Origin of the sequence: Sphingomonas sp. CFBP 8765 (genome assembly GCF_014841445.1) — a bacterium.
Classification (GTDB): Bacteria; Pseudomonadota; Alphaproteobacteria; order Sphingomonadales; family Sphingomonadaceae; genus Sphingomonas; species Sphingomonas aerolata.
On the sequence record NZ_JACYTY010000001.1, the window covers coordinates 828,175 to 852,348 of the forward strand.

At 68.2% G+C, this 24,174-nt stretch carries 26 protein-coding genes, 1 tRNA gene and 2 pseudogenes; 15 read left to right on the forward strand and 14 right to left on the reverse strand.

Features of this window, described 5'->3' with window-relative positions; translation table 11 throughout:
* Positions 1-54 precede the first annotated feature (54 nt).
* Complete coding sequence (locus IFT87_RS03960; protein ID WP_037531709.1) at positions 55-468, forward strand: VOC family protein; 414 nt, start codon at positions 55-57, stop codon at positions 466-468.
* Between the two features lie 33 nt (positions 469-501).
* Here the strand turns inward: IFT87_RS03960 and IFT87_RS20985 are convergent.
* A pseudogene (locus IFT87_RS20985) lies at positions 502-839 on the reverse strand (DUF6894 family protein); the annotation flags it as partial.
* A 154-nt stretch (positions 840-993) separates the two neighbouring features.
* Between IFT87_RS20985 and IFT87_RS03965 the strand changes: the two are divergent.
* The 3 genes from IFT87_RS03965 (at position 994) to IFT87_RS03975 (ending at position 3,732) form a co-directional block, all read left to right on the forward strand.
* On the forward strand, positions 994-1,734 hold the full coding sequence (locus IFT87_RS03965) for a Crp/Fnr family transcriptional regulator (protein ID WP_235188324.1): 741 nt from the start codon (positions 994-996) through the stop codon (positions 1,732-1,734).
* A gap of 240 nt (positions 1,735-1,974) precedes the next feature.
* Positions 1,975-3,408: a DEAD/DEAH box helicase gene (locus IFT87_RS03970; protein WP_056679374.1), complete on the forward strand. Its 1,434-nt coding sequence runs from the start codon at positions 1,975-1,977 to the stop codon at positions 3,406-3,408.
* A gap of 57 nt (positions 3,409-3,465) precedes the next feature.
* Positions 3,466-3,732 carry a hypothetical protein gene (locus IFT87_RS03975; protein WP_037530941.1) on the forward strand — a complete coding sequence of 89 codons (267 nt, stop codon included), beginning with the start codon at positions 3,466-3,468 and terminating at the stop codon, positions 3,730-3,732.
* Positions 3,733-4,031: 299 nt separating this feature from the next.
* Here IFT87_RS03975 and hslU read toward each other — a convergent pair whose 3' ends face one another.
* From hslU to IFT87_RS04000, 5 genes and pseudogenes are all read right to left on the reverse strand, one after another.
* The gene (hslU, locus tag IFT87_RS03980; RefSeq protein ID WP_037530944.1) at positions 4,032-5,327 is read right to left on the reverse strand and encodes an ATP-dependent protease ATPase subunit HslU; all 1,296 of its coding nucleotides are present in this window, start codon (positions 5,325-5,327) and stop codon (positions 4,032-4,034) included.
* A gap of 118 nt (positions 5,328-5,445) precedes the next feature.
* Positions 5,446-5,988: an ATP-dependent protease subunit HslV gene (gene hslV, locus IFT87_RS03985; protein WP_081874259.1), complete on the reverse strand. Its 543-nt coding sequence runs from the start codon at positions 5,986-5,988 to the stop codon at positions 5,446-5,448.
* A 212-nt stretch (positions 5,989-6,200) separates the two neighbouring features.
* Positions 6,201-6,428: pseudogene (locus IFT87_RS03990) on the reverse strand (3TM-type holin); the annotation flags it as partial.
* Between the two features lie 71 nt (positions 6,429-6,499).
* On the reverse strand, positions 6,500-7,036 hold the full coding sequence (locus IFT87_RS03995; RefSeq protein WP_037530946.1) for a glycoside hydrolase family 108 protein: 537 nt from the start codon (positions 7,034-7,036) through the stop codon (positions 6,500-6,502).
* Positions 7,037-7,153: 117 nt separating this feature from the next.
* A complete protein-coding gene (locus IFT87_RS04000; protein ID WP_192007596.1) occupies positions 7,154-7,396 on the reverse strand; it encodes a DUF4169 family protein in 243 nt (80 codons plus the stop codon).
* 58 nt (positions 7,397-7,454) lie between these two features.
* On the opposite strand from IFT87_RS04000, the gene IFT87_RS04005 reads away from it, so the two are divergent.
* Positions 7,455-7,913 carry a DUF3617 domain-containing protein gene (locus IFT87_RS04005; RefSeq protein WP_084215302.1) on the forward strand — a complete coding sequence of 153 codons (459 nt, stop codon included), beginning with the start codon at positions 7,455-7,457 and terminating at the stop codon, positions 7,911-7,913.
* A 75-nt stretch (positions 7,914-7,988) separates the two neighbouring features.
* Here the strand turns inward: IFT87_RS04005 and IFT87_RS04010 are convergent.
* A tRNA-Pro gene (locus tag IFT87_RS04010) sits at positions 7,989-8,065 on the reverse strand.
* A gap of 200 nt (positions 8,066-8,265) precedes the next feature.
* Between IFT87_RS04010 and yajC the strand changes: the two genes are divergently transcribed.
* Genes yajC through IFT87_RS04030 form a run of 4 tightly spaced genes read left to right on the forward strand, consistent with a single transcriptional unit; the run spans position 8,266 to position 11,598 of the window.
* Positions 8,266-8,604: a preprotein translocase subunit YajC gene (gene yajC / locus IFT87_RS04015; protein ID WP_037532337.1), complete on the forward strand. Its 339-nt coding sequence runs from the start codon at positions 8,266-8,268 to the stop codon at positions 8,602-8,604.
* On the forward strand, positions 8,604-10,208 hold the full coding sequence (secD, locus tag IFT87_RS04020; protein WP_031441218.1) for a protein translocase subunit SecD: 1,605 nt from the start codon (positions 8,604-8,606) through the stop codon (positions 10,206-10,208). The genes yajC and secD overlap by 1 nt, the downstream gene beginning before the upstream one ends.
* Positions 10,209-10,224: 16 nt before the next feature.
* Positions 10,225-11,190: a protein translocase subunit SecF gene (gene secF, locus IFT87_RS04025; RefSeq protein ID WP_031441217.1), complete on the forward strand. Its 966-nt coding sequence runs from the start codon at positions 10,225-10,227 to the stop codon at positions 11,188-11,190.
* 39 nt (positions 11,191-11,229) lie between these two features.
* A complete protein-coding gene (locus IFT87_RS04030; RefSeq protein ID WP_107931815.1) occupies positions 11,230-11,598 on the forward strand; it encodes an Mth938-like domain-containing protein in 369 nt (122 codons plus the stop codon).
* A 27-nt stretch (positions 11,599-11,625) separates the two neighbouring features.
* Here the strand turns inward: IFT87_RS04030 and IFT87_RS04035 are convergent, their stop codons facing one another.
* From IFT87_RS04035 to IFT87_RS04045, 3 genes are all read right to left on the reverse strand, one after another.
* Entirely contained in the window at positions 11,626-12,807 is a 1,182-nt protein-coding gene (locus IFT87_RS04035) for a glycosyltransferase (RefSeq protein WP_192007597.1), read from the reverse strand.
* A gap of 43 nt (positions 12,808-12,850) precedes the next feature.
* Positions 12,851-13,333 carry a hemerythrin domain-containing protein gene (locus IFT87_RS04040; RefSeq protein ID WP_192007599.1) on the reverse strand — a complete coding sequence of 161 codons (483 nt, stop codon included), beginning with the start codon at positions 13,331-13,333 and terminating at the stop codon, positions 12,851-12,853.
* A 77-nt stretch (positions 13,334-13,410) separates the two neighbouring features.
* The gene (locus IFT87_RS04045; protein ID WP_037530220.1) at positions 13,411-14,418 is read right to left on the reverse strand and encodes a class 1 fructose-bisphosphatase; all 1,008 of its coding nucleotides are present in this window, start codon (positions 14,416-14,418) and stop codon (positions 13,411-13,413) included.
* A gap of 170 nt (positions 14,419-14,588) precedes the next feature.
* Between IFT87_RS04045 and IFT87_RS04050 the strand changes: the two genes are divergently transcribed.
* Genes IFT87_RS04050 through IFT87_RS04060 form a run of 3 tightly spaced genes read left to right on the forward strand, consistent with a single transcriptional unit; the run spans position 14,589 to position 17,580 of the window.
* Positions 14,589-15,713, forward strand: a complete 1,125-nt coding sequence (locus IFT87_RS04050) for an 8-amino-7-oxononanoate synthase (protein WP_192007601.1) — start codon at positions 14,589-14,591, stop codon at positions 15,711-15,713.
* The gene (gene bioD / locus IFT87_RS04055) at positions 15,710-16,333 is read left to right on the forward strand and encodes a dethiobiotin synthase (RefSeq protein WP_192007603.1); all 624 of its coding nucleotides are present in this window, start codon (positions 15,710-15,712) and stop codon (positions 16,331-16,333) included. Before IFT87_RS04050 ends, bioD begins: the two co-directional genes overlap by 4 nt.
* Entirely contained in the window at positions 16,330-17,580 is a 1,251-nt protein-coding gene (locus tag IFT87_RS04060; RefSeq protein ID WP_192007605.1) for an adenosylmethionine--8-amino-7-oxononanoate transaminase, read from the forward strand. The genes bioD and IFT87_RS04060 overlap by 4 nt, the downstream gene beginning before the upstream one ends.
* Here IFT87_RS04060 and IFT87_RS04065 read toward each other — a convergent pair.
* Positions 17,577-18,239, reverse strand: a complete 663-nt coding sequence (locus tag IFT87_RS04065) for a sulfite oxidase-like oxidoreductase (RefSeq protein ID WP_192007606.1) — start codon at positions 18,237-18,239, stop codon at positions 17,577-17,579. The genes IFT87_RS04060 and IFT87_RS04065 overlap by 4 nt on opposite strands.
* 98 nt (positions 18,240-18,337) lie before the next feature.
* Here IFT87_RS04065 and IFT87_RS04070 point away from each other — a divergent pair, with 98 nt between their 5' ends.
* Together IFT87_RS04070 and IFT87_RS04075 are read left to right on the forward strand one after the other, a co-directional pair.
* Complete coding sequence (locus tag IFT87_RS04070) at positions 18,338-19,438, forward strand: glycosyl transferase (protein ID WP_192007608.1); 1,101 nt, start codon at positions 18,338-18,340, stop codon at positions 19,436-19,438.
* 85 nt (positions 19,439-19,523) lie between these two features.
* Positions 19,524-20,693 carry an aspartyl/asparaginyl beta-hydroxylase domain-containing protein gene (locus IFT87_RS04075; RefSeq protein WP_249403169.1) on the forward strand — a complete coding sequence of 390 codons (1,170 nt, stop codon included), beginning with the start codon at positions 19,524-19,526 and terminating at the stop codon, positions 20,691-20,693.
* Between the two features lie 18 nt (positions 20,694-20,711).
* Here the strand turns inward: IFT87_RS04075 and IFT87_RS04080 are convergent, their stop codons facing one another.
* The 3 genes from IFT87_RS04080 to IFT87_RS04090 form a co-directional block, all read right to left on the reverse strand.
* Positions 20,712-21,257 carry an energy transducer TonB gene (locus tag IFT87_RS04080; RefSeq protein WP_052149179.1) on the reverse strand — a complete coding sequence of 182 codons (546 nt, stop codon included), beginning with the start codon at positions 21,255-21,257 and terminating at the stop codon, positions 20,712-20,714.
* Positions 21,258-21,368: 111 nt separating this feature from the next.
* Complete coding sequence (locus IFT87_RS04085; RefSeq protein ID WP_244180585.1) at positions 21,369-22,697, reverse strand: aspartyl/asparaginyl beta-hydroxylase domain-containing protein; 1,329 nt, start codon at positions 22,695-22,697, stop codon at positions 21,369-21,371.
* On the reverse strand, positions 22,672-23,016 hold the full coding sequence (locus IFT87_RS04090) for a hypothetical protein (protein ID WP_107046037.1): 345 nt from the start codon (positions 23,014-23,016) through the stop codon (positions 22,672-22,674). The genes IFT87_RS04085 and IFT87_RS04090 overlap by 26 nt, the downstream gene beginning before the upstream one ends.
* 93 nt (positions 23,017-23,109) lie before the next feature.
* Here IFT87_RS04090 and IFT87_RS04095 point away from each other — a divergent pair, with 93 nt between their 5' ends.
* Positions 23,110-24,171 (forward strand): hypothetical protein, encoded by a 1,062-nt coding sequence (locus IFT87_RS04095; protein WP_249403170.1) that lies wholly within the window; start codon positions 23,110-23,112, stop codon positions 24,169-24,171.
* The last annotated feature ends 3 nt before the right edge of the window (positions 24,172-24,174 follow it).

Below are 24,174 nucleotides of genomic sequence, written 5' to 3' on the forward strand. Positions count from 1 at the left end.
AACCCCGCCGGGGCGCAGCCTATCTACCGGCGATCCAACCCGAAAAGGCCGTCCATGAAATATCTGCACACGATGATCCGGGTCACCGATCCGGCCAAGACGATCGCGTTCTTCGAGCTGCTCGGGCTGAAGGAGGCCCGCCGCCTCGAAAACGAGCAGGGTCGCTTCACGCTGATCTTCCTCTCCGCGCCCGGTGACGAGAGCGCCGAGGTCGAGCTGACGCACAATTGGGATCCGGAAGAGTATGGCGAAGGCCGCAATTTCGGCCATCTCGCCTACCGCGTCGACAATATCTACGAGACCTGCCAGCGGCTCCAGGATGCCGGCGTGACGATCAACCGCCCGCCGCGCGACGGCCACATGGCGTTCGTCCGCACCCCCGACAACATCTCGATCGAGCTGTTGCAGGACGGCCGGCTCGACCCCGCCGAGCCCTGGGCGTCGATGCCCAACACCGGCCACTGGTAAGGGCCACTGGTAAGGATCGTCGGCCCGCCGCCNGTCGCACCGCCGCCCTCGATGATCTCGATCCGCATCGTCAGGTCGACACAGCCCTGGCGGATGTCCTCCGCCAGCATCTCGCGCATCGCCACGATCGCATGCTCGATCGCCGCCGCGCGATGCGCCAGCTCGATCCCCTCGTGATCCTCGATCACCTCGCCGCCCAGGGCGATCTGAAATCTGTATCGCGGCATCAGCGACATCCTGTGCGTTCGACGCGACGGCCGGGGCGACCGGCGCTGCCGCGCCCATCGTTCGCCCCTGTTTCTCGCAAGGCGTCTACGCCCCTGCGCGACGATCGGTTCCGCGCCACCCGTACAGCGCGCGGCAGCCGACATTTTCTTACAATAACCGACAATTTCCGAAATGCGCGTCTAACCTATGTTTGAGCGAGACTATAACGCCTGTGATAGTGCAGGGCGCCTCGGGGCAAGCTATGCTTAACCCGGCGACTGAGAGTTCGATATGCTCCCGCCCGAGCGGAGCCTGCATGTGGATTACCCCATCGTCGTCACCGATCATCTGATTGCCAAGCTCGCGACCCGGGTCGAGCTGAGCGCGGCGGATCGCGTGGCGATCGCGGCGCTGCCGTGCAAGTTGCGCACGATCGACCAGTCGACCTATATGCTGCGCGAGGGGCAACGCCCGCTGCGCTGCGCGTTCGTGATCGACGGCTTCGCCTATCGCCAGAAGCTCACCCCCGATGGCGAGCGCGAGATTGTCTCGATCCTGATGCCCGGCGACTTCATCGATCTCCAGAACCTCTTCCTCGAGGAATCGGATCACGACGTCCAGGCATTGACCCGGATCACCGTCGCCGAGATCCCCATCCCCGCACTGCGCGAGATCGTCGCGGTCTCGCCGAAGATCGCCACCGCCTTGTGGATCGAGGCGCTGGTCGAGGCGTCGATCCACCGCGAATGGCTACTCAACGTCGGCCGCCGCAACGCCAAGATGCGGCTCGCGCATCTGCTCTGCGAATTCTCCGCCCGGCTGCGCGCCTCCTCGCTCAGCGACGCGGACGGCAGCTACGAACTGCCGATGACGCAGGAACAGATGGGCGATGCGCTCGGCCTGACCCCGGTCCACGTCAACCGCGTGCTCCGCGCGCTCGAGACCGACGGGCTGATCACGCGCCGCAAGCGGCAGATCGGCGTCGTCGACTGGTGCGCGCTGCGCGACGCCGCCGAATTCAACGAACGCTATCTCCACCTGACCCAGACGCGCAGCTGAGGACGGGGCCCGAGGACGGGGCCAGAGCCGCCCCGACCCGGCCACTCTTGACTTTTCGGCCGGTCGCGCGCATCTGACCTCCATCGAGGTGTCATGCAGCGTGATCGGACCTGAACAAGGTCCAGGCTCCGCCTCGGTCGTTTCTAACGGGCTTCCCTTTTCACGCGGGGTGTCAAAACACCACGCCCCTCGCGCGTCCTCCTGTGGATTCGCGAGCCCGGCACATTTGAGAGACTATTCATGTCCTTTTCCAACCTCGGCCTCGCCGAGCCCCTCGTCCGCGCGCTCGAAGCCAAGGGCTATACCGAGCCGACGCCGATCCAGGCCCAGTCGATCCCGATCCTGCTCGAGGGCGGCGATCTGCTCGGCATCGCGCAGACCGGCACCGGCAAGACCGCCGCGTTCGTGCTCCCCTCGATCCAGCGCCTGACCGAGACGCAGAAGCGCGTCCTGCCGACGCATTGCCGCATGCTCGTCCTCGCGCCGACGCGCGAACTCGCCAGCCAGATCGCCGACAGCGCACGCGCCTATGGCCAGTTCAGCAAGATGTCGGTGACCACCGTGTTCGGCGGCACCAGCATCAACAAGAACCGCCAGGACCTCAGCCGCGGCGTCGACATCCTCGTCGCCACGCCGGGCCGCCTGATCGACCTGATCGAGCAGGGCTTCTGCAACCTGTCGATGATCGAGATCCTCGTGCTCGACGAAGCCGACCAGATGATGGACCTGGGCTTCATCCACGCGCTGAAGAAGATCGTCCGCATGCTGCCGAAGAAGCGCCAGACGCTGTTCTTCTCGGCGACGATGCCGACCGCGATCCGCGATCTCGCCTCGCAGTTCCTGCTCGATCCGAAGACCGTCTCCGTCAAGCCCGCCGCGACCACCGCGGAGCGCGTCGACCAGTATGTCACCTTCTGCAACCAGTCGGAAAAGCAGGCGCTGCTGACGATCACGCTGGGTGATCCCGCGATCGACCGCGCGCTCGTCTTCACGCGCACCAAGCACGGCGCCGACCGCGTCGTGAAGCTGCTCGCGGGCAACGGCATCGCCTCGAACGCGATCCACGGCAACAAGAGCCAGGGCCAGCGTGAGCGCGCACTCGGCGAGTTCAAGCAAGGCAAGGTCAAGGTCCTGATCGCGACCGACATCGCCGCACGCGGCATCGACGTCTCGGGCGTCAGCCACGTCATCAACTTCGAGCTGCCCAACGTCGCCGAGCAATATGTCCACCGCATCGGCCGCACCGCGCGTGCGGGCGCCAGCGGCATCGCCGTCGCGTTCTGCGCGGATGACGAGAAGGCCTATCTGCGCGACATCGAGCGGATCACCCGCCAGAAGGTGACGGTCCGCCCGCTGCCCGACGATTTCGTCAACCTGTCGAACCAGATCAAGCAGACCCGCGTCAAGACGATGGGCGCCGATCCCGAAGTCCGGATCGACCGTCCGCGCGATCCCGCGCGTCCCCGCGCCACCCACGCCCCCCGCGCGACCGGCACCACCGGCCGCAACTATGCGGGCGCGAGCCGTGGCGGTCAGGGTGGCGGCGGCCAGGGTGGCGGCGGCGGTCGTCCCCAGGGCGGCGGTCGTCCCGGCGGCCAGGGCGGTGGTCGCCCGGCCGGTGGCGGTCGCCCCGGCGGCCAGGGCCGCGGCGCCGGCCCCAGCTCGGCACGCTAAGGCCCCATGTCTTTGCCTCGCGGGTTTGCTATAGGCAGACCTGCGAGGAGAAGACTGATGGACGTCTCGAATACCCCGATCGCCGAACGCATCGCCCGCGTCCTGGCGGGCCAGCGGATCAGCGCCAATGCCGGCGGCGACGCCGCCTCCGCGTCGCGCCTGATCGACGACGCCTGGACCGACTATCTCCCCGACGCGCTCGCGGTCCTGCGCACCTTGCGCGAACCCGACCAGACCATGGCCGCCGCCGGCGACCCCGCCATCTGGGAAACCATGGTCCTCGCCGCGCTGAAGGCCGCGCGACCGCAGACGGTCGTGCTGTAGCGCCCGCCACGCGGCGGACCACGCTTCCCCTAGGCTGACGACCGTGGTGCGCGCACCACCTCACGCCCCGCGTCATCCTGACGAAAGTCAGGATCCAGAGCCAAAAGCGACCCCGCCCGTAACCCTGGATCCTGGGTCAAGCCCAGGATGACGGAAGAGAGGGGGCGCCTGCGCCCCACCCGTTCACCCTGAGCGAAGTCGAAGGGCCTGCCCCAAGTGCTTCGACTTCGCTCAGCACGAACGGAGCGGGGGAGCGCAATGGCACCCCCGCCCCCGAACGCACCCGAAAAACCCCCAGACTAAAGCACGAACCGGCTGAGATCCGTATTCCGCGCAATCTCCTTCAGCTGGCTGTCGACATACGCCCCGTCGATCACCACGCTGGACCCGCCGCGATCCTCGGCATTGTAGCTGACATCCTCGAGCAGCTTCTCCATCACCGTCTGCAACCGCCGCGCGCCGATATTCTCGACCTCGGCATTCACCTCGGCGGCGATCCGCGCGACCGCGGCGATGCCGTCCTCGGTGAAGCGGATCTCGACGCCTTCCGTCGCGATCAGCGCCTTGTACTGCAGCGGCAGCGACGCCTTGGTGTCCGACAGGATCGCGACGAAATCCCCCTCGGTCAGGCCCTTCAGCTCGACCCGGATCGGCAGACGCCCCTGCAACTCGGGCAGCAAATCGCTCGGCTTGGCGACATGGAACGCCCCGCTCGCGATGAACAAAATATGGTCCGTCTTCATCGGTCCGTATTTGGTCGCGACCGTCGTCCCCTCGATCAGCGGCAGCAGGTCGCGCTGCACGCCCTCGCGGCTCACCGATCCGCCGCGCCCGTCCGACACCGCGATCTTGTCGATCTCGTCGAGGAACACGATTCCGTTCGCCTCGGCATCCGCCAACGCGACGCGGCTCACCTCGTCCTGGTCGAGCCGCTTGTCGGCCTCTTCCTCGACCAGCTTGTCCCACGCCGCGGTCACCGTCAGCTTGCGGCGCTTCAATTGCTGCCCGCCGCCCAGCGACTTCATCATCTCGCCGATGTTTATCATCTGCGGCGCGCCGCCGGGGATCTCGAACGGCGTGGTCGGCGCCTGCTCGACCTCGATCTCGACCTCGGCGGCGTTCAGATGCCCGTCGAGGAACCGCTGCTTGAAGCTCTCGCGCGTCGCGGTGCTCGAATCCTTGCCGACCAGCGCGTCGAGCAGCCGGCCCATCGCCGCCTCCTCGGCCTTGTCCTTCACCGCGATCCGCCGGCGCTCCTTCTCCAGCCGGATCGCCTCCTCGACCAGGTCGCGCGCGATCTGCTCGACGTCGCGGCCGACATAGCCGACCTCGGTGAACTTGGTCGCCTCGACCTTGACGAACGGCGCATCGGCCAGCTTCGCCAGACGCCGGCTGATCTCGGTCTTGCCGCAGCCGGTCGGCCCGATCATCAGGATGTTCTTCGGCGTCACCTCGTCGCGCAGATCCTCGCTGAGCTGCTGGCGCCGCCACCGGTTGCGCATCGCCACCGCGACCGCGCGCTTGGCCGCGGCCTGGCCGATGATATGCGCATCGAGCGCGGCCACGATGGCCTTGGGGGTAAGCTGGTCGTTCATGATCACTCTTCTTCGCCCCTCCCCTTCAGGGGAGGGGTTGGGGGTGGGGACTATCCGCGGGACGGGCGCCTGGTGAAGCCCGACCCGACCCCTCCCCCGAACGGGAGGGGCGTCGAAATCAGCTGGTCGAGTCCATCGACTCCACGGTCAGCCGGTCATTGGTGTACACGCAGAGCTCTGACGCGATTCCCATCGCCTTGCGGCACAGCACCTCGGCATCGCTCTCATACTCGACCAGCGCGCGCGCCGCGGCGAGCGCATAGTTGCCGCCCGATCCGATCGCCGCGACGCCGTTCTCGGGCTCGAGCACATCGCCATTGCCCGTCAGGATCAGCGTCACGTCCTTGTCCGCGACGATCATCATCGCCTCGAGGTTGCGCAGGAACTTGTCGGTCCGCCAGTCCTTGGCAAGCTCGACCGCGGCACGGAGCAACTGCCCCTGATGCTGCTCCAGCTTGCGTTCGAGCCGTTCGAACAGCGTAAAGGCGTCCGCGGTCGCGCCGGCGAACCCGCCGATCACCGACCCGTCGCCGAGCCGCCGCACCTTGCGCGCATTGGGTTTCATGACCGTCTGGCCCATCGAGACCTGGCCGTCGCCGATCACGACGACCTTGCCGCCGCGCCGGACCGAAAGGATGGTGGTGCCGTGCCAGACCGGCATGGCGTGGGGATCATTTGCACTCATGACCGCGATGTAGGGTGCGCTTTCGACCACGCAACGGTCCGCTGCACCGACCCCCTGCACCACCCCCTCACCCTCCCGCTCGACTTCCCTGTCAGCTTCCCGGTTACCTTCCCCCTTTACGTCATCCTGACGAAAGTCAGGATCCAGAGCCCCGAACGCCACGCCCGCCGCTCCGATACCAGTCCCGCTCACCGCCGCTTCCCCCACTCACGCGCCGCGGTATACCCCAGATACCCCGTCCCGAAGAGCGCGTAGAGCGGCTCGGGGATCGCCCCCAGATACGCCCCCACGCCGCCCGCGATCGCCTGCGCCGCTGCCGGCCGCACCGCCGCGAGCAGCCCGACCGGGATCGCCCCCAGCAGCAACGCGTACATCACGTACAGGAACCCCGGCCGCGCCCGCGTCACCCACGGATCGGCGGGCAGCTCCGCCCCCTCCTCAACGCCTCTCGTCATGACACCCCCCTGGAAAAGTGGCGCTTTCCGCCTCAGGCCCGGTTCGCGAGCCAGCCATAAAGGAACGCCTCGTTCGCCGGCCGCCGCTCCGCCAGCGCGACATAGCGTTCGCCCTGCAGTGCCTCGATCGCCTTCAGCAGCACCGCCTCGCCCCCCGCCCCGCGTCGCTTGAGGAACCCCGCCAGCGCCGCCAGCGTCCCCGGCCCGATCCGGCCATCGACGACGAGATCGGGATAATCGCTCGCCCCGCGATTGAGCGCGTTGAGCGCCCGCTGCAGAAACCCGCTCGCGACCGCCGGCCCCATATTGACCCCGGTATCGAACAATTCGCCCGCAATATCCGGCGCGAGCCGGCCAACCCCCTCATATCCGGGGTCAATCCAGTAAGCCTGCCGATAGATCGCGACCGCCGCCGTCCGCGGAAACACCCGCATGTCCCCCGCAAACCCATGCGCCCGCGCCACCGCCTGCGTGATCCCGAACCGCGTCGCCCCCCCGCGATCCGCCGGATGATCGCCGTACCCGCCCTCACGATCGATCACCGCCTCGATCAGCCCACCGATCTCCATCCCCGACCCCCCCGATTCGCCGCACACCCTATAACCATATAGGTTAGCGAAAAGCAAGATCAGCGACACGAATGGTAAAAGACGAACACCCACTCCCATCCGTCATCCTGACGAAAGTCAGGATCCAGAGCCAAGCACCCCCCCCCTGATCACCCCGCAACCCGCTCCCAAACCTGAGCTTTCCTCCCCATCCAGCCGCGCCCCATCCAGCACCCGCTCCCCCCGCGCCCGCTCCTCAGCATCCCGCGCACGCTCCGCCTTGGTCCGCCCGAACGCCGCGCGGTTCGCGTCCGCCACCACCCCCGCCTCGCGCCGCACCCGCGCTTTGCGCGCCCGCCGCAAATTGATGATCTCGCCCATGAAAACCCCTCGCACCCCGCTTGCCAGCACCCCGCCGGCGCTACAGACTGCCCCTCCTATGCGCCATCCCGTCCTGCTGTCCGCCCTTCTCCTGCTCCCCGCCGCCGCGTCGGCGCAGGCGCTGCCGCCCGGCGCCTGGGCGATCACCTCGACCGCGGTCGAGCTCGTCATTCCGGGTGCGCCGGGGTTTATCCTGCGGATGATGCGCGGAAAATCGAAGACCGAGCGCAAATGCCTGCCGCCCGAACAGGCATCGTCGGGCGTCGCCGCGCTGTTCGTCCCCAAGCCCGAGGCGCGCTGCACCGTCGAGCGCGCACAGTTCGCGGGCGGGCGGATCGACCATGTCATGAGCTGTCCGCAGAAAAAGGGGCCGCCGATGCGGATCGTCCGCGCGGGCAGCTATGGCGCGACGGGCTTTACCGCACGGATGACGATGACCGGCGAGACCGACAAGGGCGCGATGCGGATCGTCGCGGATCAGGTCGCGGCACGCACCGGCCCCGTCTGCAAACGCTGACACCAGGATCTGGAATGGCACGATATTTCGTGCCCGGGAGCGGCATCGCCTCTGGCGGCCGGCTCCGGAAATTTCTGGTCGGGGCGACAGGATTCGAACCTGCGACCCCCACACCCCCAGTGTGATGCGCTACCAGGCTGCGCTACGCCCCGACCGAAGGGCGCGCATTATGCGGATGTTGCGCACGATGCAAGCACGCGATTGCGGCAAAGCCCATATTCGTCCGTCTCATCGCGGCCCGGCCACGCTTCACCGGCGCGCATCGGTTGCGCGGGGCGGCAACCGGTGATAGCGGCATCGCCCATGCGAGCGCGGGCGTATGGCGCCTGCCCACCAGCCAAAACGGGACTCCATGTTCATTTCCCCAGCATATGCGCAGGCCGCCGGCGAGACGGCGACATCGGGCGGCATCGCCTCGTTCCTGAGCCTCGCGCCGCTCTTCCTCGTCTTCATCGTCTTCTATTTCCTGATGATCCGTCCGCAGCAAAAGCGGATGAAGGCGCTCCAGGCGTCGGTCGCGGCGGTCAAGAAGAATGACAGCGTCGTCACCGCCGGCGGCATCATCGGCAAGGTGACCAAGGTCGAGGACGCGATCGTCGAGGTCGAGATCGCGCCCAACACGCGCGTCCGCGTCGTCAAGGCGACGCTCACCGACATCACCAGCCCGAACACGAAGCCGGCGAACGACTGATGTTGGATTTCCCCCGCTGGAAGGTCGCGTCGATCATCGGCCTGCTGGCCGTGCTCTGCGCGCTTGCGATCCCGAGCTTCTTCTCCGAATCGACGACCAGCAAGTGGGGGGCGATTCCGCATAAGCGGATCAACCTGGGTCTCGATCTGGCGGGCGGCAGCTATCTGCTGCTCGAGGCGGACACCGCCGATCTCGCCAATTCGCGGATCGAGGCGATGCGCGACAGCATCGCGGGCACGATGCGCAACGGCACGCCGCGGATCGCGATCGGCGATATTTCGGTGCGTGGCGGGCAGCTTAGCTTCCTGCTCCGCGATCCGAGCCAGGTCGATGCCGCGCGCGAGCGGCTGCTCTCGATCACCGGCGGTGGCGCCGGGATGAGCGGCCAGCGCGAATGGGACATCAACGTCGTCGACACCAGCCGGTTCGTGCTCAAGCCGACCGAGGCCGGGCTCCAGCAGGCGATCGACACCGCGATGAAGGACGCGACCGAAGTCGTCCGCCGCCGCATCGACGAACTCGGCACCAAGGAGCCGACGATCGTCCGCCAGGGCGCGACGCGTATCGTCGTCCAGGTGCCGGGCCTGCAGAATCCGCAGGCGCTCAAGAACCTGCTCGGCAAGACCGCAAAGCTCGAATTCAAGCTGGTCGACGAGACCGCGAACCCCGCCGATCTCGTCAAGGGCATCGCCCCCGTCGGCAGCCAGGTCATTCCTTACCCCGGCAATCCGCAGGGCATTCCGTTCATCGCGGTCAAGCGATCGGTGATCATCTCGGGCGATCAGCTCGCCGATGCCCGCCAGGAGTTCGAGCCGCAGACCAACGCGCCGCAGGTGGCGATCACCTTCGACGCGGTCGGTGGACGACGTTTCGCCAAGGTCACGCAGGAAAACACGAACAAGCCGTTCGCGATCATCCTCGACAATTCGGTGATCTCCGCGCCCAACATCAACGAGCCGATCCTCGGTGGTCGCGCCTCGATCTCGGGCAATTTCACCACCGAATCGGCGAACGCACTCGCGATCTCGCTGCGATCGGGCAAGCTGCCGATCAATCTGAAGATCATCGCCGAGAGCACCGTCAGCCCCGATCTCGGCAAGGATTCGATCCGCGCCGGCGTGCTGGCCAGCATCGTCGCGGCGCTCGCGGTGATCGTGTTCATGTTCGTGACCTATGGCCGGTTCGGCCTCTATGCGAACCTCGCGGTGGTCATCAACATCCTCGTGATCGTCGCCGTCATGGCGATGCTCAACGCGACGCTGACGCTGCCCGGCATCGCCGGCTTCGTGCTGACGATCGGTACTGCGGTCGACGCCAACGTGCTGATCAACGAGCGTATTCGCGAGGAACGCCGCCGCGGGCGCAACATCGTCCAGGCGGTCGAGCTCGGCTATAAGGAGGCGTCACGCACGATCTTCGAGGCCAACGTCACGCACGCGATCACCGGCGTGATCATGCTCCTGCTGGGCTCCGGCCCGGTTAAGGGCTTTGCGGTCGTGCTGCTGATCGGCATCTGCACCAGCGTGTTCACCGCGGTGACCTTCACGCGGATGCTCGTGGCGCTCTGGCTGCGCAAGAACCGCCCCACCACGATCAATATTTGAGGCGGGAGACATCATCATGCGCCTGCTGAAACTCGTACCCGACAACACCAACCTGAAGTTCGTCTCGCTCCGCAAATGGGCGTTCGGGCTGACCATCCTCCTGTCGCTCGCCGCCGTCGGGCTGGTCTTCGCCAAGGGTCTGAACATGGGCGTCGACTTTGTCGGCGGCGTCCTGATCGAGGAGCGGTTCGCGACTCCGCCGTCGATCGACGCGGTCCGTACCGAGGTCGATCGTCTCGGCGTCGGCGAAGCCTCGATCCAGTCCTTCGCCGATCCGACCGTGCTGTCGATCCGTCTGCCGATCCCCGAAAGCACCGACGAGGGTGCGACCAACGCACTCGTCAAGAAGGTCGCCGACGATCTGGCGGTCAAGTTCCCCGGCGCGACCTTCTCGAAATACGACACGATCTCGGGCAAGGTTTCGGACGAGCTGATCAGCAAGGGGCTGCTCGCGGTCGGGCTGGCCATCCTCGGCATCGGCCTGTTCGCGGTGGTCCGCTTCGAATGGCAGTTCGGCGTGTCGACCGTCGTCGCGATCGTCCACGACCTGTTGATGACGCTCGGTTTCTTCGCGCTGACGCAGTTCGAATTCGACCTCAACATCGTCGCCGCGGTGCTGACGATCGTGTCCTATTCGATCAACGACAAGATCGTCATCGACGACCGTATCCGCGAGAATATGCGCCGCTATCGCAAGATGGACATGCGCGAGATCATCGATCTGTCGGTGAACGAGACGCTGCCGCGTACCGTCATGACCTCGGTCACGATCCTGCTCGCGCTGACCGCGATGCTGGTGCTCGGCGGGCACGTGCTGCGCGGCTTCACCGCGGCGATGATCCTCGGCATCGTCGTCGGCACCTATTCGTCGATCTACGTGTCGTCGTCGCTGCTCATCACGCTCGGCCTGCGCGCCGAGCCCGAGGGCCGCAAGGGCGACCGCGACGACGCCGAGCGCGTGGGCCCGAAGGCCGGCCGCTGATGCGCGGCGGGCCCGGCACGTGAGGACAAGCGCGTGAGAATGGACAAGGAAAAGACCGACGGACCGATGATCTCGGCGATCGGTCATGGCGGGTTCCGGGTCGACGACGGCTATTATACCGCGCTGCTGATCACCCCGTCGCGCGCCGACGGCTGGACGCCGCCGCCGTTCGAGGCACTGGGCGCGGACGATGTCGCCAGCGTCCTCGCGCTGTCGCCCAAGCCCGAATTCCTGCTGCTCGGCACCGGATCGCAGCTGCGCCAGCCCGCCGCCGCCTTCCGCCGCGCGGTCGAGGCGCAGGGCGTCGGGATCGAGGCGATGGACAGCCGCGCCGCCGCGCGCGCCTGGGCCGTGCTTCGCGGCGAAGGCCGCTGGATCGCCGCCGCGCTCTACCCTCTCGAAGGCTGAGGCTTTTCAGGCGTTTGGTCGGGCGCGCTAGGCTCCGCCCCCGACCAGCCCCGCCAGATGCGCGAACAGCGCGGCGCTGTTAGCCTCCCAGGTAAAGCGCGCCGCGACACGCCGCGTCACCTCTCTCGCCGGCGGTGCCGCCAGGATCCCCGCGATCGCCGCGCCGAACGCCGCCGCATCGCGCGGCACGATCCGGCCCGCCTCGCCCGACGTGACCACCTCGCCTGCGCCGCCCGCATCGGTGATCACGATCGGCGTCCCGCAGGCCAGCGCCTCGACCCACGCATTCGCCAGCCCCTCGGACGCCGAGGCGAGCGCCATCACGTCGGCGGTCGCGACCAGCCGCGGAATCGCCTCATGCGCGACGCTGCCGAGCAGCCGGACCCTGCCCCCCACGCCGAGCGTGCGGATCAGCGCCTCCAGCCGCGCCCGGTCGCCCCCCTCGCCCGCGATCCTCAGCGAGACACCCGGCAGGCGCGCGACCGCCTCGATCACCACGTCATGTCCCTTGCGCGGGATCAGCGCCCCGACCGACAGCACCATCGGCCCCGTCACGCCCAGCCGCGCCGCCTCAGCCGCACGCGCCGCCGCGTCGATCGGGCGGAACCGCGCCTGGTCGACTCCGGTATGATGCACCCGGATCCGCGCCGCCGGCATCCCCATCGCGATCATGTCCGCGCGCATCGCCGCGCTGACCGCGAGCAGCCCGTCCGCCGCGCAACCCGCACGCCGGATCTGCGCGCGCGTGCCCGCCGCACGACCCCAAAGATGAATATCCGCCCCGCGCGCCTTGATCGACACGGGCACGCCATAGCGTCGCCCGAGCGCGACCGCGGCAACGCCGTCGGGAAAGAAGAACGACGCATCAATGACATCGAATGGAAAATTCGGCCGCACGGCGTCGAGCACCGGGATCAGCGCGCGGGTCAGCGCCGCGGCTTGCCACCGCCCCCCGGTCGCAGGGATCGTCGTGAACCGCGGCCGCTGCACGCCCACCCCACGCCACGTCTCCTTGAGCGGCAACCGCGCGAGCGGCGCGAAACGCGGCATCAGACGCAGCGGCCCGGGCGGCAGGCCGATCGGTGCGATGACACGCAGGTCGACCCCCGGATGCGCCGCGAGCCCCAGCGTCTGCCGCTCGACAAAGACGCCGAAATTGGGCCGGCTCGCATCGGGAAACAGCGTGGACAGGGTCAGGACGCGCATCATGGCCCTTGATATCGCCGCCGGGTTAAGAACCCTGTCGCCGCGATTATTGCAGGTCGACCGGCCCGGTCGCGATCACCCCCGCGCGCAGCGCATCGTCATACAACAGCGCGCTTTCGCGCTGCACCTGATGCGTCAGCCGGCTCAGCATCGCCTCGGCTTCGCCGCGGAACTCATACCAGTCGGCGGGCTCGATCGTCGGCAGCCAGTGCGCGATGAACACCCGCCATTCGCGGCGCAGCGCGTCGAGTTCCGCGGCCATGACCGCGACCGTCTCGGGCGAATAGTCCGCCTCGGTCGCGATCGCGGTCAGGTCGATCACCTCGTCCTCGACGCCCAGATGATCCGCGACCAGCACCGCCAGCTCGAGCAGCTTGCGCGACGCCCCCGCGCAATTATGCCCGCGCCGCTGCAACAGCGCGACCAGGTCGGCGCAGCGTTCGGCGATACGGTCATGATCGTCGATCAGGCGTCGCCACGACGTCCGGTCGTCACGCTGCTCGGCGAGTCTTTGTGAGGTGACTTCCATCGAATTTCTCCCCTTTTCAACGCGCGCCCTCGTCCGTCATGCCCCAACCCCCGACCGCCGGCGGGTGACGATGCGCGCTACTCCCGATAGGCGGTGGTTATCGCTTCGACTTCTGCCGGATCGCCCATGATCAGGCCGATCCGCTGGTGCAGGCTGCTCGGCTCGATCGACAGGATGCGCTGCTCGCCGTCGGTGGCGGCACCCCCTGCCTGCTCCATCAGCATCGCCATCGGATTGCCCTCGTACATCAGCCGCAGCTTGCCGACCTTGCCGGGCTGGCGGACGTCGCGTGGGTACAGGAACACGCCGCCGCGCTTGAGGATGCGGTGCGCGTCGGCGACCATCGATCCGGTCCAGCGCATGTTGTAATCGGTACCGAGCGGCCCGTCCTTGCCCGCGATCCGCTCGTCGATGAACCGCGTCACCTCGGGCGACCATTGGCGCGCATTCGACGTGTTGATCGCGAATTCGCGCTTGCCACCGGGCATGCGGATGTTGGTGTCGGTCATCACCCACGACCCGATCTCGCGGTCGAGCGTGAACTCGTGCACGCCGGCGCCGACCGTCAGCACTAGGATCGTCTGCGGACCATAGACTGCATAGCCTGCCGCGACCTGGGTCTGCCCCGCCTGGAGGAAGTCCTGCTCGGACACATCGGCGCCCGACGCGGTCTCGGCCGCGCGCAGCACCGAAAAGATCGTGCCGACCGACAGATCGACGTCGATATTGCTCGACCCGTCGATCGGATCGAACAGCAGCAGATATTCACCCTTGGGATAGCGGTTGGGGACGAGGTGGATCGTCTCCATCTCCTCCGACGCCATCGCCGCCAGGTGCCCGCCCCACTCGTTCGCCTCGAGCAGCATCTCGTTCGCGATCACGTCGAGCTTCTTCTGCACCTCGCCCTGGACGTTCTCGCTCTCGAGGCTGCCGAGCACGCCGCCCAGCGCCCCCTTGCCGATCGCATGGCTGATCGCCTTGCACGACCGCGCGACGACCTCGATCAGCAGGCGCAGCTGCGGCTGCAGCGTGCCGGCCTCGCGTTGCTGTTCGATCAGGAACTGGGTCAGCGTCTTGCGCTTCATGGGCAGGGTACCTTCGACCGGAATGGAGAATGCAATCGTGGTTAGCCAAGCCGATCCTGCTATACCATAGGAGAGAAATGCCCGATCCGACCGAACGATCCCTCTTTATGACGGGGTGTTTCGGCCAATCGGCTCGCGCTGGCGCGGCGTTGTCGCTAGAGGCTGCCGCGATGTCCGCGTTCGACCAGCATCATCGCGACCTCTCCGCGCTTGCCGCCGCGACGCGCCGCCGTGCGCTGATCGCGCGGCAAGGAGTTGATTTCGCCTCCAATGACTATCTCGCGCTCGGCCAGAGCGGACGGATCGCCGCGGCCGTCGCGGCCGCGCTCGCGCGCGGCGTCGCGGTCGGTTCGGGCGGATCGCGGCTGCTCCGCGGCAATGATCCCGAACATATCCTGCTCGAAACCGAGGCGGCGGCGTTCTTCGGCGCGGAGGCCGCGTTGTACTTCTCGACCGGTTATGCCGCCAACGCCGCGCTGTTCGCGACGCTGCCGCAGACCGGCGACCTCGTCGTCCACGACGCGCTGATCCATGCGAGCGCGCATGAGGGGATGCGGCTCGGCCGTGCGGAGACGGTCTCGGCAGCGCATAACGACGTCACCGCCTTTGCCGATGCGATCGCGCAGTGGCGCCGCGCGGGCGGCACCGGGCGGCCCTGGATCGCGGTCGAAAGCCTCTACAGCATGGACGGCGACCGCGCGCCGCTCGACGCGCTCGTCGCGCTCGCCGAGGCGCATGACGGCGTCGTGCTGATCGACGAGGCGCATGCCACCGGCGTGTTCGGCGACGATGGCCGCGGCCTCGCCGGGCATCTGGAGGGACGGCCCGACATCGTTACCTTACGCACCTGCGGCAAGGCGATGGGGTGCGAGGGCGCGCTGGTCTGCGGCCCCGACGTCGTCCGCGACTTCCTCGTCAACCGGGCCCGCGCGTTCATCTTCTCGACCGCGCCCTCGCCGCTGATGGCGAGCGCCGCGCGCGTGAGCCTGCAGATACTTGCCGACGAACCCGAACGCCGCACCGCCCTGCGCGCGCTCATCGCCACCGCCGAAGCCACGCTCGCGCCCTACGGCGTCGTGCCGACCGGATCGCAGATCCTCCCGCTCGTGCTCGGCGACGATGCGACGACGATGCGCGTCGCGGCGGCGGTCCAGGCGGCCGGGTTCGACGTCCGCGGGATCCGCCCGCCGACCGTGCCCAGCGGCACGTCGCGCCTGCGGATCTCGCTCACGCTCAACGTCACCACACCCCAGATCGCAGGGCTAGGCGACGCGTTGCAAAAGGCCCTGTCATGACCCGTCTCGTCGTTACCGGCACCGACACCGATGTCGGCAAGACCGTCTTTGCCGCCGCGCTCGCGGGCGCGCTCGACGCAAGCTATTGGAAACCGGTCCAGGCCGGGCTCGACGGCGGCAGCGATGCGTCGCGCGTCGCCGCGCTGTCCGGCCTCGCGCGCGAGCGGATCCTCCCCGAGGCCTACCGGCTGACGACGCCCTGCTCGCCCGACCGCGCGGCGATGATCGACGGGGTGACGATCGACCTCGACCGGCTCGTGCCCCCCGCGCTGCCCGGCCCGCTGGTGATCGAGGGGGCGGGCGGGGTGATGGTGCCGCTGACCGACACCTGCGTCTTTGCCGACCTGTTCGCGCAGTGGCGCCTGCCCGTCGTGATCGTCGCGCGCACCGCGCTCGGCACGATCAACCACAGCCTGTTGTCGATCGAGGCGCTGCGCCACCGCGACGTGCCGATCCTCGGCGTCGCGTTCGTCGGCGACGCGGTCCCGCACAGCGAGGCGGCGATCGTCCGGCTGGGCGACGTGCGGCATCTCGGCCGGCTGCCGATGCTCCCCCGGCTCGACGCCGCCGCGCTCGGCGCCGCCTTCGCCGCCAGTTTCCGGCTCGAGGATTTCCGATGACGTCGCCGATCTGGCATCCCTTCACCCAGCATGGTCTGGGCGACCCGATCCCCCGCATCGTCCGGACCGAGGGGGCGGCGCTTCATACCAGCGACGGGCGGCGGATCGTCGATGCGATCTCGTCCTGGTGGGTGACGACGCATGGCCACCGCCACCCCCGGATCATGGCCGCGATCGCTGAGGAGGCGGGGCGGATGGACCAGATCATCTTCGCCGGCTGGACGCACGAGCCCGCCGAGACGCTCGCGCACGGCCTCGTCGCGATCATGCCCAAGGCGCTGCGCCACGTCTTCTTCTCCGATTCCGGTTCGACCGCGGTCGAGGTCGCGCTGAAGATGGCGCTCGGTTACTGGCGCAACCACGACGAACCGCGCGACCGGATCCTGGTGCTCGAACACAGCTATCACGGCGATACGATCGGGACGATGTCGGTCGGCGAACGCGGCGTCTACAACCGCGCCTATGCGCCGCTGCTGTTCGACGTCGGCACCATCCCCTTCCCCCACCCCGGCGCCGAACAGGCCACGCTCGACGCGCTCGAGGCAGCATGCCGCGCCGCGCCCGCCGCGTTCATCGTCGAACCGCTCGTGCTCGGCGCGGGCGGCATGCTGATCTATCCGCCGCACGTCCTCGCCGAGATGCGCGCGATCTGCGCCCGCCACGCCGTGTTGTTCATCGCCGACGAGGTGATGACCGGCTGGGGCCGCACCGGCACGCTTCTCGCCTGCGAACAGGCGGGCGTCGTGCCCGACATCCTCTGCCTGTCCAAGGGCTTGACCGGCGGCGCGGTCCCGCTCGCGGTGACGATGGCGACCGCGGAGATCTTCGACGCGCACCTGTCCGACGATCGCGCGCGGATGTTCTTCCACTCCTCGAGCTATACCGCCAACCCGATCGCCTGCGCCGCCGCCAACGCGAATCTGGCGATCTGGCGCGACGAGCCGGTGCATGACCGGATCGCGACACTCGGTGCGCGACAGGCGGCGCATCTCGACCGCATCGCCCGCCTGCCCGGCGTGACCAATCCGCGCCGCATCGGCACGATCGCCGCGGTCGACCTGCAAGTCGGCGATCGCGGCTATCTATCGGATCTCGGCCCGAAACTGCTGCGCTTCTTCACCGCACGCGACCTGTTGCTGCGACCGCTCGGCAACACCGTCTACGTCATGCCGCCCTATTGCATCGACGAAGCCGACCTCGACGCGGTCTATGCCGCGATCGAGGAGGCGTGCGCGACCCTGCTCTAGTCCTCGCTGTAGCGTTCCTCCGCCCAGGGGTCGCCGCGCCGGTGATAGCCATTGACCTCCCAGAAGCCCGGCTTGTCCGCGCCAAGGAACGCGATCCGCGAAATCCACTTCGCGCTTTTCCAGAAATAGAGATGCGGGATGACGAGGCGGACCGGGCCGCCATGCTCGCGGGTCAGCGGCTTGCCCTGCCAGCTGTGCACGAGCAGCGCGTCCGCCGCGGCGAAATCGGCCAGCGGGACATTGGTGGTGTAGCCGTCATAGCCGTGCAGCGTCAGGAACGCCGCCGCATCCCCCGGGCCGACATGGTCGAGCAGGTCGCGCGTCGCCACGCCCGACCAGTCATTGTCGTAGCGCGACCAGGTCGTGACGCAGTGAATGTCCGACCGCACCGCGGTCTGCGGCAACGCCATGAACCCCGCCCAGTCGAGCGTCACCGGCCGCTCGACCAGCCCGTCGATCGTCAGCCGCCACCGCTCGCGCGCGATATCGGGCTGCTGGCCGAGATCGAGCACCGGCCAGTCGCGGACCAGGTGCTGCCCCGGCGGCAGGCGGTCGCCCTCCGCGCGGTCTGTCGCTCCCGTCAGGAACTTGCCCTCGCTTGCCCAGCGTTGCTTCGACCGCGTCAGCTTGGTCGGTTCGGACCTGTCATCATCGCTCATGCGGCACAGACTAGGCGGCTTGCGGCGACGGGGCCACTGTCGATTTCCCGGGGGATTTCCCAGGGGATTTCACGCTGCGGAGCGGGTATCCCCCGGTAATGCCTCAACCGATCACCTTCTATGTCGGCCATCAGGGCCACGGCCATGCCAATCGCGCGATGGCGATCATCGACGCGTTGCCCGCCGAGCGCGCCGTCACGATCCTGACCGCGCGGCCCGCATTGTTCGACGGGTTCGCGCGCGCCGTCACGCTGGTGCCCCTGCCCGACGAGGGCGCGGCCAGTGACAGCCCCCCGCCGGCCCTCGCCGCGCAGCCCACCCCCGACATCCTCCACCGCGCACCGGTCGGCGACGCGGCGATCCGCGCGACGATGCGGACGATCCTCGACCATCTCGACACGGTCGATCCCGCGCTGTTCGTGGTCGACGTCTCCGCCGAGATCGCGCTGCTGGCCCGCATCGCCAGCGTCCCCGCGATCGGGATCCGGATGCACGGCAACCGCGGCGATGCCGCGCATCTCGCCGGCTATCGCGCCTGTGTCGGCCTGCTCGCGCCCTTCGACGAAGCGCTCGAACAGCCCGAGACCCCTGACTGGATTCGCGCCATGACCCATTATGCGGGCGGGCTGTGCACCGCGCGGGACGTCGTGCCGGGCAAGACGGAGGCGCGGGCGATGCTCGGCCTCTCCCCCGACCGCGAGATCGTCGTCGTGCTGACCGGCGGCGGCGGCGCAGGCACGCCCTATGCGCCGCTGACCATGGCCGCGCGCGCACTGCCAAAGACCGACTGGCTAGTGCTCGGCCCCGTTCAGCGCGAAGGCCATGAGACCGATTTCGGCAATCTCCACCTACGCGGCTGGGTCTCGACGATCACCGCGCACATCGCCGCGGCCGACGTCGTCGTCGCCTCCAGTGGCGATACCATCGTCCACGAAATCGCGCGGGTCGGCCGCCCCTATGTCTGCGCGCCCGAATGGCGCTATTTCGACGAACAGATGCGCAAGGCCGAACGCCTGGCCGAACTCGGCGCAGCGATCCTGGTGCCAAGCTGGCCCGGCGCATCGACCCCATGGCGCGGCCTGCTGGACGCCGCCAAGGCGCTCGACCCCGCCGCACTCGCAAGCCTCCACACCCCCACCGCCGCCGCCAGCGCCGCGGACTATCTCGACCGGCTCGCCACCGATCTCTGGACACGCTGAACCGGCCCCCCCGGAATGGAAGATAGGCGGGTCCGATCCGGACGTTTTTAGCTGTATCCGGTTCATTGCCAGGCTAGCCTGCGTCATGCACCTGACCCGGCCACAGGCCGACTCGCTCGCCCGTGAGGGCATGACCGCGCTGCGCAACGGCAACGCCGCTGTCGCCTATGAAAGGCTGTCGCTATTGCGCGACGGCGCACCGGGCATGCCCGCGCCCTGGTTTCTGATCGCGCAGGCGGCGCAGGCGCTCGGGCGCGACGACGAGGCCGACGACGCGCTCGTCCGCTTTCTCGCGACCGAGCCCCGGCATCTCGGCGCACTGCTGACGATGGCGGCGCTGAAGCGTCGTCGTGGGGACGATCGTGCGGCGGAGTCCTTCTATCGCACCGCGCTGTCGGTCGCCTCCCAGCCGGGTGCGACCATCGCCCCCGCGCTCGTCCCCCTGCTCCGGGTTGGCGAGACCTTCCTGACCGAAGTCGCCGGCCGTTTCTCGGCGCATCTCGACGCGGCCCTCAAGGACATGCCGCGCACGGCGAGTCCCCGGATCCGCCACGCGCTCGACCTGCTGCTCGGCCGGAGCGAGCTCTATCTTCAGCAACCCTCGATGTTCTATTTCCCGGGCCTGGCGCAGCGTGCCTATTTCGAGCGCGACGAGTTCGCCTGGGTCGCCCCGATCGAAGCGGCAACCGGCGCGATCCGCGCCGAACTGGACGCAGTGCTCGCGGCCGGACCGGGCTTTGCACCCTATGTGCAGACCATGGCCGGTCGACCACCGCCCGCAAACCCGCTGCTCGACGATCCGGGCTGGGGCGCCTTTAACCTCTGGCGTGGTGGCGTGCCGGTCGAGCCCAATGCGACGATATGCCCGAACACGATGGCCGCGCTGTCGCTGGCGCCGATCCCCGTCATTCCCGGCCGGTCGCCGATGGCGATCTTCTCACGGCTGACCCCCGGCACGCATATCCGCCCGCATCACGGCATGCTCAACACGCGGCTTATCTGCCACCTTCCCCTGATCGCCCCTGACGGATGCGCGCTGCGCGTAGGGTCCGAGACGCGCCCGTGGCGCGACGGCAGGATGCTGATATTCGACGATTCTTTCGAGCACGAGGCGTGGAACCGGGGGACGCAGACCCGGATCGTCCTGCTGTTCGAAGTCTGGCGTCCCGAACTGACCGCGACCGAACGCGACGCGCTGACCGACATATTCGCCGCGATCGACCGGTATCAGGGTCCCGTGGTCGATACCGGCTAAACGCGGCCGGCGTGTCGATCAGTCGCCCGGCATCGCGCGGGTATGCATCTCGCGGGTCTCGTCCTGCGCCAGTTCATACTGGCGTCGCCATTCCGCCTTGGTCAGGCAGATGCGCTGGCTCGCGACCAGCGAGCCCGTCCGCGCCTGCGCACGACAGATCTTCTTCTCCGGCAACGGCCCCGCGGTGGCTGATGCGGTCGTGGGTCGGACACCCGCAGGCAGCGTCCAAACGACTTGCCCCTCCTGCCGGGTCGTCGGCCCGCCGCCGCCCGGTGCGACATAGGCCGCAATCTGCGCGTGCGAGAACAGGAAGTCGCACGTCGCCTCGTCGAGCGCGGCAAAGCCGCTGCTCTTCGAAACCGCACATTCGCGCAACCGCCCCTGCCGATCGACGGTAACGCTGATCCCGACGGTTCCCTGCTCACCGCGACGCAGCGCCCCGCGCGGATAATTGGCGAGCTGAACACGTGCGTTCTTTTCCCGGAGCGCCTGCAGCGCGGGATCGTCTGCAGATGCAGTGGAGACGGGTGCGATTTGCGCCCCGACGGCTGATAGGCCGACCATACCCCCCACGAGCACGATGACCCACGACCCTCGGCTTGCCCATGACAGCGTCGTCCGCATAGTTTCGTCTCCCAGCCAGTATTTCACCACCGCAGCCTCGCGCGGGCAAGCTCAATCCACCACGTCGCCCGCCATGCCCAGCTGCGCGCCGAGCGTCCCGAACATCCGCCGCATCATCGCGATTTCGCTCGCGGTGAGATGCGGGTTCCAGACGTCGACGATCAGGACGGCGCGAATCTCGTCGCTGTCGTTCCACGCCTCATGCTCGATCGTGTCGTCAAACACGAACGCCTCGCCGACACGCCACGCTCGGGTCTCGCCCCCGACCCGAAAGCCGCATCGGTCGGGCACGATCAACGGAAGATGGACGACGGACCGGATATTGCTGACCCCCGTATGCGGCGGCAGCCGCGTGCCGGGCTTGAGGACCGAGAAGAAGGCGGACGGCCCGCGGCCGGGAATGTCCGCCAACGGCAGCGTCTCCAGCATCGCCGCGGTTTGCGGGCACCGCGTGCACACCGCATCGTCGCGCACGCCATACCGCCACAGATATCGGGCGCTCCACAGATCCGACCCGTCGAGTGGGGTCCACCGGTTCGGCGGCGTGCCCGGCGTCATCGCGACATAGGGCGCGAAGCCCGATGCCCCATCGGCAAGAAGGTTTTCCAGCTCTGCGCGGATCGCCGGCGTGGCCGCTTCGAACGCAGCCAGCCAGGGAAAATGCCGCCGCGGGAAGAATTCGTCCGCGGGCAGGAATGGAAAATGCAGCCCGTGGGGTACCGGCGCATGGATCGCCCGACGACCGAGCATCGCATCGATACAGACGTCGATGCGACGTCGATCGTCCGCGGCCGCATCCTCCCGCAACGGTGCAAGCGCCGTATCGATGGCATCGGACAGCGCACGTGTATGCTGCGCGATCCTATCAGAGGCACGGACGAGGAGCTGACTTAACGCTGGCGACCGCTCGGGGAGCGACTGAACGATCGTGGCCACCCCACCCCAGCGAAACGCCGCCGCCGCAGTGTTACCGACGCGGTCCTGGAGTTCGGCCAGCCGGACGTTCGCCATCAGATTGCGCTGGTCGAGCGCAAGCGCGCGTTCGAGCGCGGTCTGTTCCCCCACGCTGTCGCCGAGCCCGCGATAGGCGCTCGCCAGGTTCATCCACAGCGGCGACGCGGCAGGGTCAGCTGTCGTCGCGCGCGCGAAATAGCCGACCGCCATACCATCGCCCCGCGCCAACGCGTCGAGGCCCAGCGCGTTGAGCGCAACAGGATGTTCGGGTGCAATGCCGAGCACGTCGTGAAAGACGGCGCAGGCCCGCGCACCGTCGCCGGCACGCTGCGCGGTTTCGGCGGCTTGCAACAACATCTCGAGCGACGGCCCCGGCTGCTGGCGCATCACCGGGGCGCCGTTATTGCGCACCGCTGCGTGCGGCACGTTCGACCATATCCTGTCCAGCGGCACGTCCCGCCTGCGCGATCTGGTCCCATTCCGCGCGGGTGTGGCATTCGCGTCGCGTCTCGATCAGCGATCCCGACGGCGCCGATCGCTTGCAGATCCGACGCTCGGCCGGCGGTGTCGCGGCCGGTGGCACCTCATCGCGCTGCGCCATCGTCGCGCCGGCCGCTGCCACAGTGAACGCGGACGGCGCCGCCACGATCAGCGACGCCGCGGCAAGACCCGATCGGACCCCCGATCCACACCATGTCGTCCGCATCATCATGCCGCTCCGCAATGCATTGCCGGTACGCATCATGACGGGTCCTTTCAGTTTCGCAACGAGATTTTGGCCGATTCGGACGTACCAAGACCGGTGGCAGTCGGCACCATGATATGCAATCCCGATGCCATGACCCGTCCGACCCGCCCGCCCGCCCCCGCCCGGGAATCCGCCACGTCCGTCGGCGCACAGATCGGCGATCCGTGCTGGCTGGCCCATCGTTACGATCCCGACCATGATGCGGTGCATTTCATCGCGGCGGACCGGGCGCAGCGTGGCGTGGCGACCTTCCTCACCGACGAGTATCTGCCGTCGTCGGCCACGCCGATCGTGGTGCCACGACGCGACGCCGTCGCGGCCGCCCCGCCCGCTGCATCGGTTCATTTCATTTTCCACTCGGCCTATTGCTGTTCGACGATGCTGGCGCAGGCACTCGACATGCCGGGCTTCGCCACCGCGCTGAAAGAGCCGGTAATTCTCAACGATCTCGTCGGCTGGCGTCACCGCGGCGGTCATCCCGCGCGCGTCGGTGAGGTCCTTGATGCGACGCTGAGACTGCTTGGCCGCGCCTTCGAACCCGGCGAGGCGGTGGTGATCAAGCCGTCGAACGTCGTGAACGCCCTCGCGCCGGCAATGCTGGCGATGCGGCCACAGGCCCGCGCCGTGCTGCTCTACGCGCCGTTGCGCATCTATCTGACGTCGATCGCACGAAAGGGCATGTGGGGCCGGCTTTGGGTGCGCGAGCTTCTCGCCAAGCAACTCGCCGACGGCATCGTCGATCTGGGCCTCACGCCCGAGGATATCTTTAGGCTGACCGATCTGCAGGCAGCAGCGGTAGGGTGGATCGCGCAGGCCGATCTGTTCGCTGGCCTGGTGGCCCGCTTTCCGGACCGCGTCAGAACGTTGCAGAGCGAAACCCTGCTCGCGAACCCCTTGGCCGCGGTGACGGCCCTAGCACGCTTCTATGCACTACCCGACGATCCGGCGACCGTGCAGGCGCTGCTCGACGGCCCTGCCTTTGCGCGCAATGCCAAGGACGGTAAGACCTATGGCGCGGCGGACAGGGCACGCGAGCACGAGACCGGCGCGGCACTCCACGCCGACGAGATCGACAAGGTGGTCATCTGGGCAGAGGCGGTCGCACGCACCGCCGGCGTCGCGCTTGATCCCCCGGCGCCCCTGCAGGGCTAGGCG

What these genes read in the sequence shown, in the direction of transcription:
- IFT87_RS03960 (WP_037531709.1), top strand. Translation starts at nt 55, where the DNA reads ATGAAATATCTGCACACGATGATCCGGGTCACCGATCCGGCCAAGACG.
- IFT87_RS03970 (WP_056679374.1), top strand. Translation starts at nt 1,975, where the DNA reads ATGTCCTTTTCCAACCTCGGCCTCGCCGAGCCCCTCGTCCGCGCGCTC.
- IFT87_RS03975 (WP_037530941.1), top strand. Translation starts at nt 3,466, where the DNA reads ATGGACGTCTCGAATACCCCGATCGCCGAACGCATCGCCCGCGTCCTG.
- hslU (WP_037530944.1), bottom strand. Translation starts at nt 5,327, where the DNA reads ATGAACGACCAGCTTACCCCCAAGGCCATCGTGGCCGCGCTCGATGCG.
- hslV (WP_081874259.1), bottom strand. Translation starts at nt 5,988, where the DNA reads ATGCCGGTCTGGCACGGCACCACCATCCTTTCGGTCCGGCGCGGCGGC.
- IFT87_RS03995 (WP_037530946.1), bottom strand. Translation starts at nt 7,036, where the DNA reads ATGGAGATCGGTGGGCTGATCGAGGCGGTGATCGATCGTGAGGGCGGG.
- IFT87_RS04000 (WP_192007596.1), bottom strand. Translation starts at nt 7,396, where the DNA reads ATGGGCGAGATCATCAATTTGCGGCGGGCGCGCAAAGCGCGGGTGCGG.
- IFT87_RS04005 (WP_084215302.1), top strand. Translation starts at nt 7,455, where the DNA reads ATGCGCCATCCCGTCCTGCTGTCCGCCCTTCTCCTGCTCCCCGCCGCC.
- yajC (WP_037532337.1), top strand. Translation starts at nt 8,266, where the DNA reads ATGTTCATTTCCCCAGCATATGCGCAGGCCGCCGGCGAGACGGCGACA.
- secD (WP_031441218.1), top strand. Translation starts at nt 8,604, where the DNA reads ATGTTGGATTTCCCCCGCTGGAAGGTCGCGTCGATCATCGGCCTGCTG.
- secF (WP_031441217.1), top strand. Translation starts at nt 10,225, where the DNA reads ATGCGCCTGCTGAAACTCGTACCCGACAACACCAACCTGAAGTTCGTC.
- IFT87_RS04030 (WP_107931815.1), top strand. Translation starts at nt 11,230, where the DNA reads ATGGACAAGGAAAAGACCGACGGACCGATGATCTCGGCGATCGGTCAT.
- IFT87_RS04035 (WP_192007597.1), bottom strand. Translation starts at nt 12,807, where the DNA reads ATGATGCGCGTCCTGACCCTGTCCACGCTGTTTCCCGATGCGAGCCGG.
- IFT87_RS04040 (WP_192007599.1), bottom strand. Translation starts at nt 13,333, where the DNA reads ATGGAAGTCACCTCACAAAGACTCGCCGAGCAGCGTGACGACCGGACG.
- IFT87_RS04045 (WP_037530220.1), bottom strand. Translation starts at nt 14,418, where the DNA reads ATGAAGCGCAAGACGCTGACCCAGTTCCTGATCGAACAGCAACGCGAG.
- IFT87_RS04050 (WP_192007601.1), top strand. Translation starts at nt 14,589, where the DNA reads ATGTCCGCGTTCGACCAGCATCATCGCGACCTCTCCGCGCTTGCCGCC.
- bioD (WP_192007603.1), top strand. Translation starts at nt 15,710, where the DNA reads ATGACCCGTCTCGTCGTTACCGGCACCGACACCGATGTCGGCAAGACC.
- IFT87_RS04060 (WP_192007605.1), top strand. Translation starts at nt 16,330, where the DNA reads ATGACGTCGCCGATCTGGCATCCCTTCACCCAGCATGGTCTGGGCGAC.
- IFT87_RS04065 (WP_192007606.1), bottom strand. Translation starts at nt 18,239, where the DNA reads ATGAGCGATGATGACAGGTCCGAACCGACCAAGCTGACGCGGTCGAAG.
- IFT87_RS04070 (WP_192007608.1), top strand. Translation starts at nt 18,338, where the DNA reads ATGCCTCAACCGATCACCTTCTATGTCGGCCATCAGGGCCACGGCCAT.
- IFT87_RS04075 (WP_249403169.1), top strand. Translation starts at nt 19,524, where the DNA reads ATGCACCTGACCCGGCCACAGGCCGACTCGCTCGCCCGTGAGGGCATG.
- IFT87_RS04080 (WP_052149179.1), bottom strand. Translation starts at nt 21,257, where the DNA reads ATGGTCGGCCTATCAGCCGTCGGGGCGCAAATCGCACCCGTCTCCACT.
- IFT87_RS04090 (WP_107046037.1), bottom strand. Translation starts at nt 23,016, where the DNA reads ATGATGCGTACCGGCAATGCATTGCGGAGCGGCATGATGATGCGGACG.
- IFT87_RS04095 (WP_249403170.1), top strand. Translation starts at nt 23,110, where the DNA reads ATGACCCGTCCGACCCGCCCGCCCGCCCCCGCCCGGGAATCCGCCACG.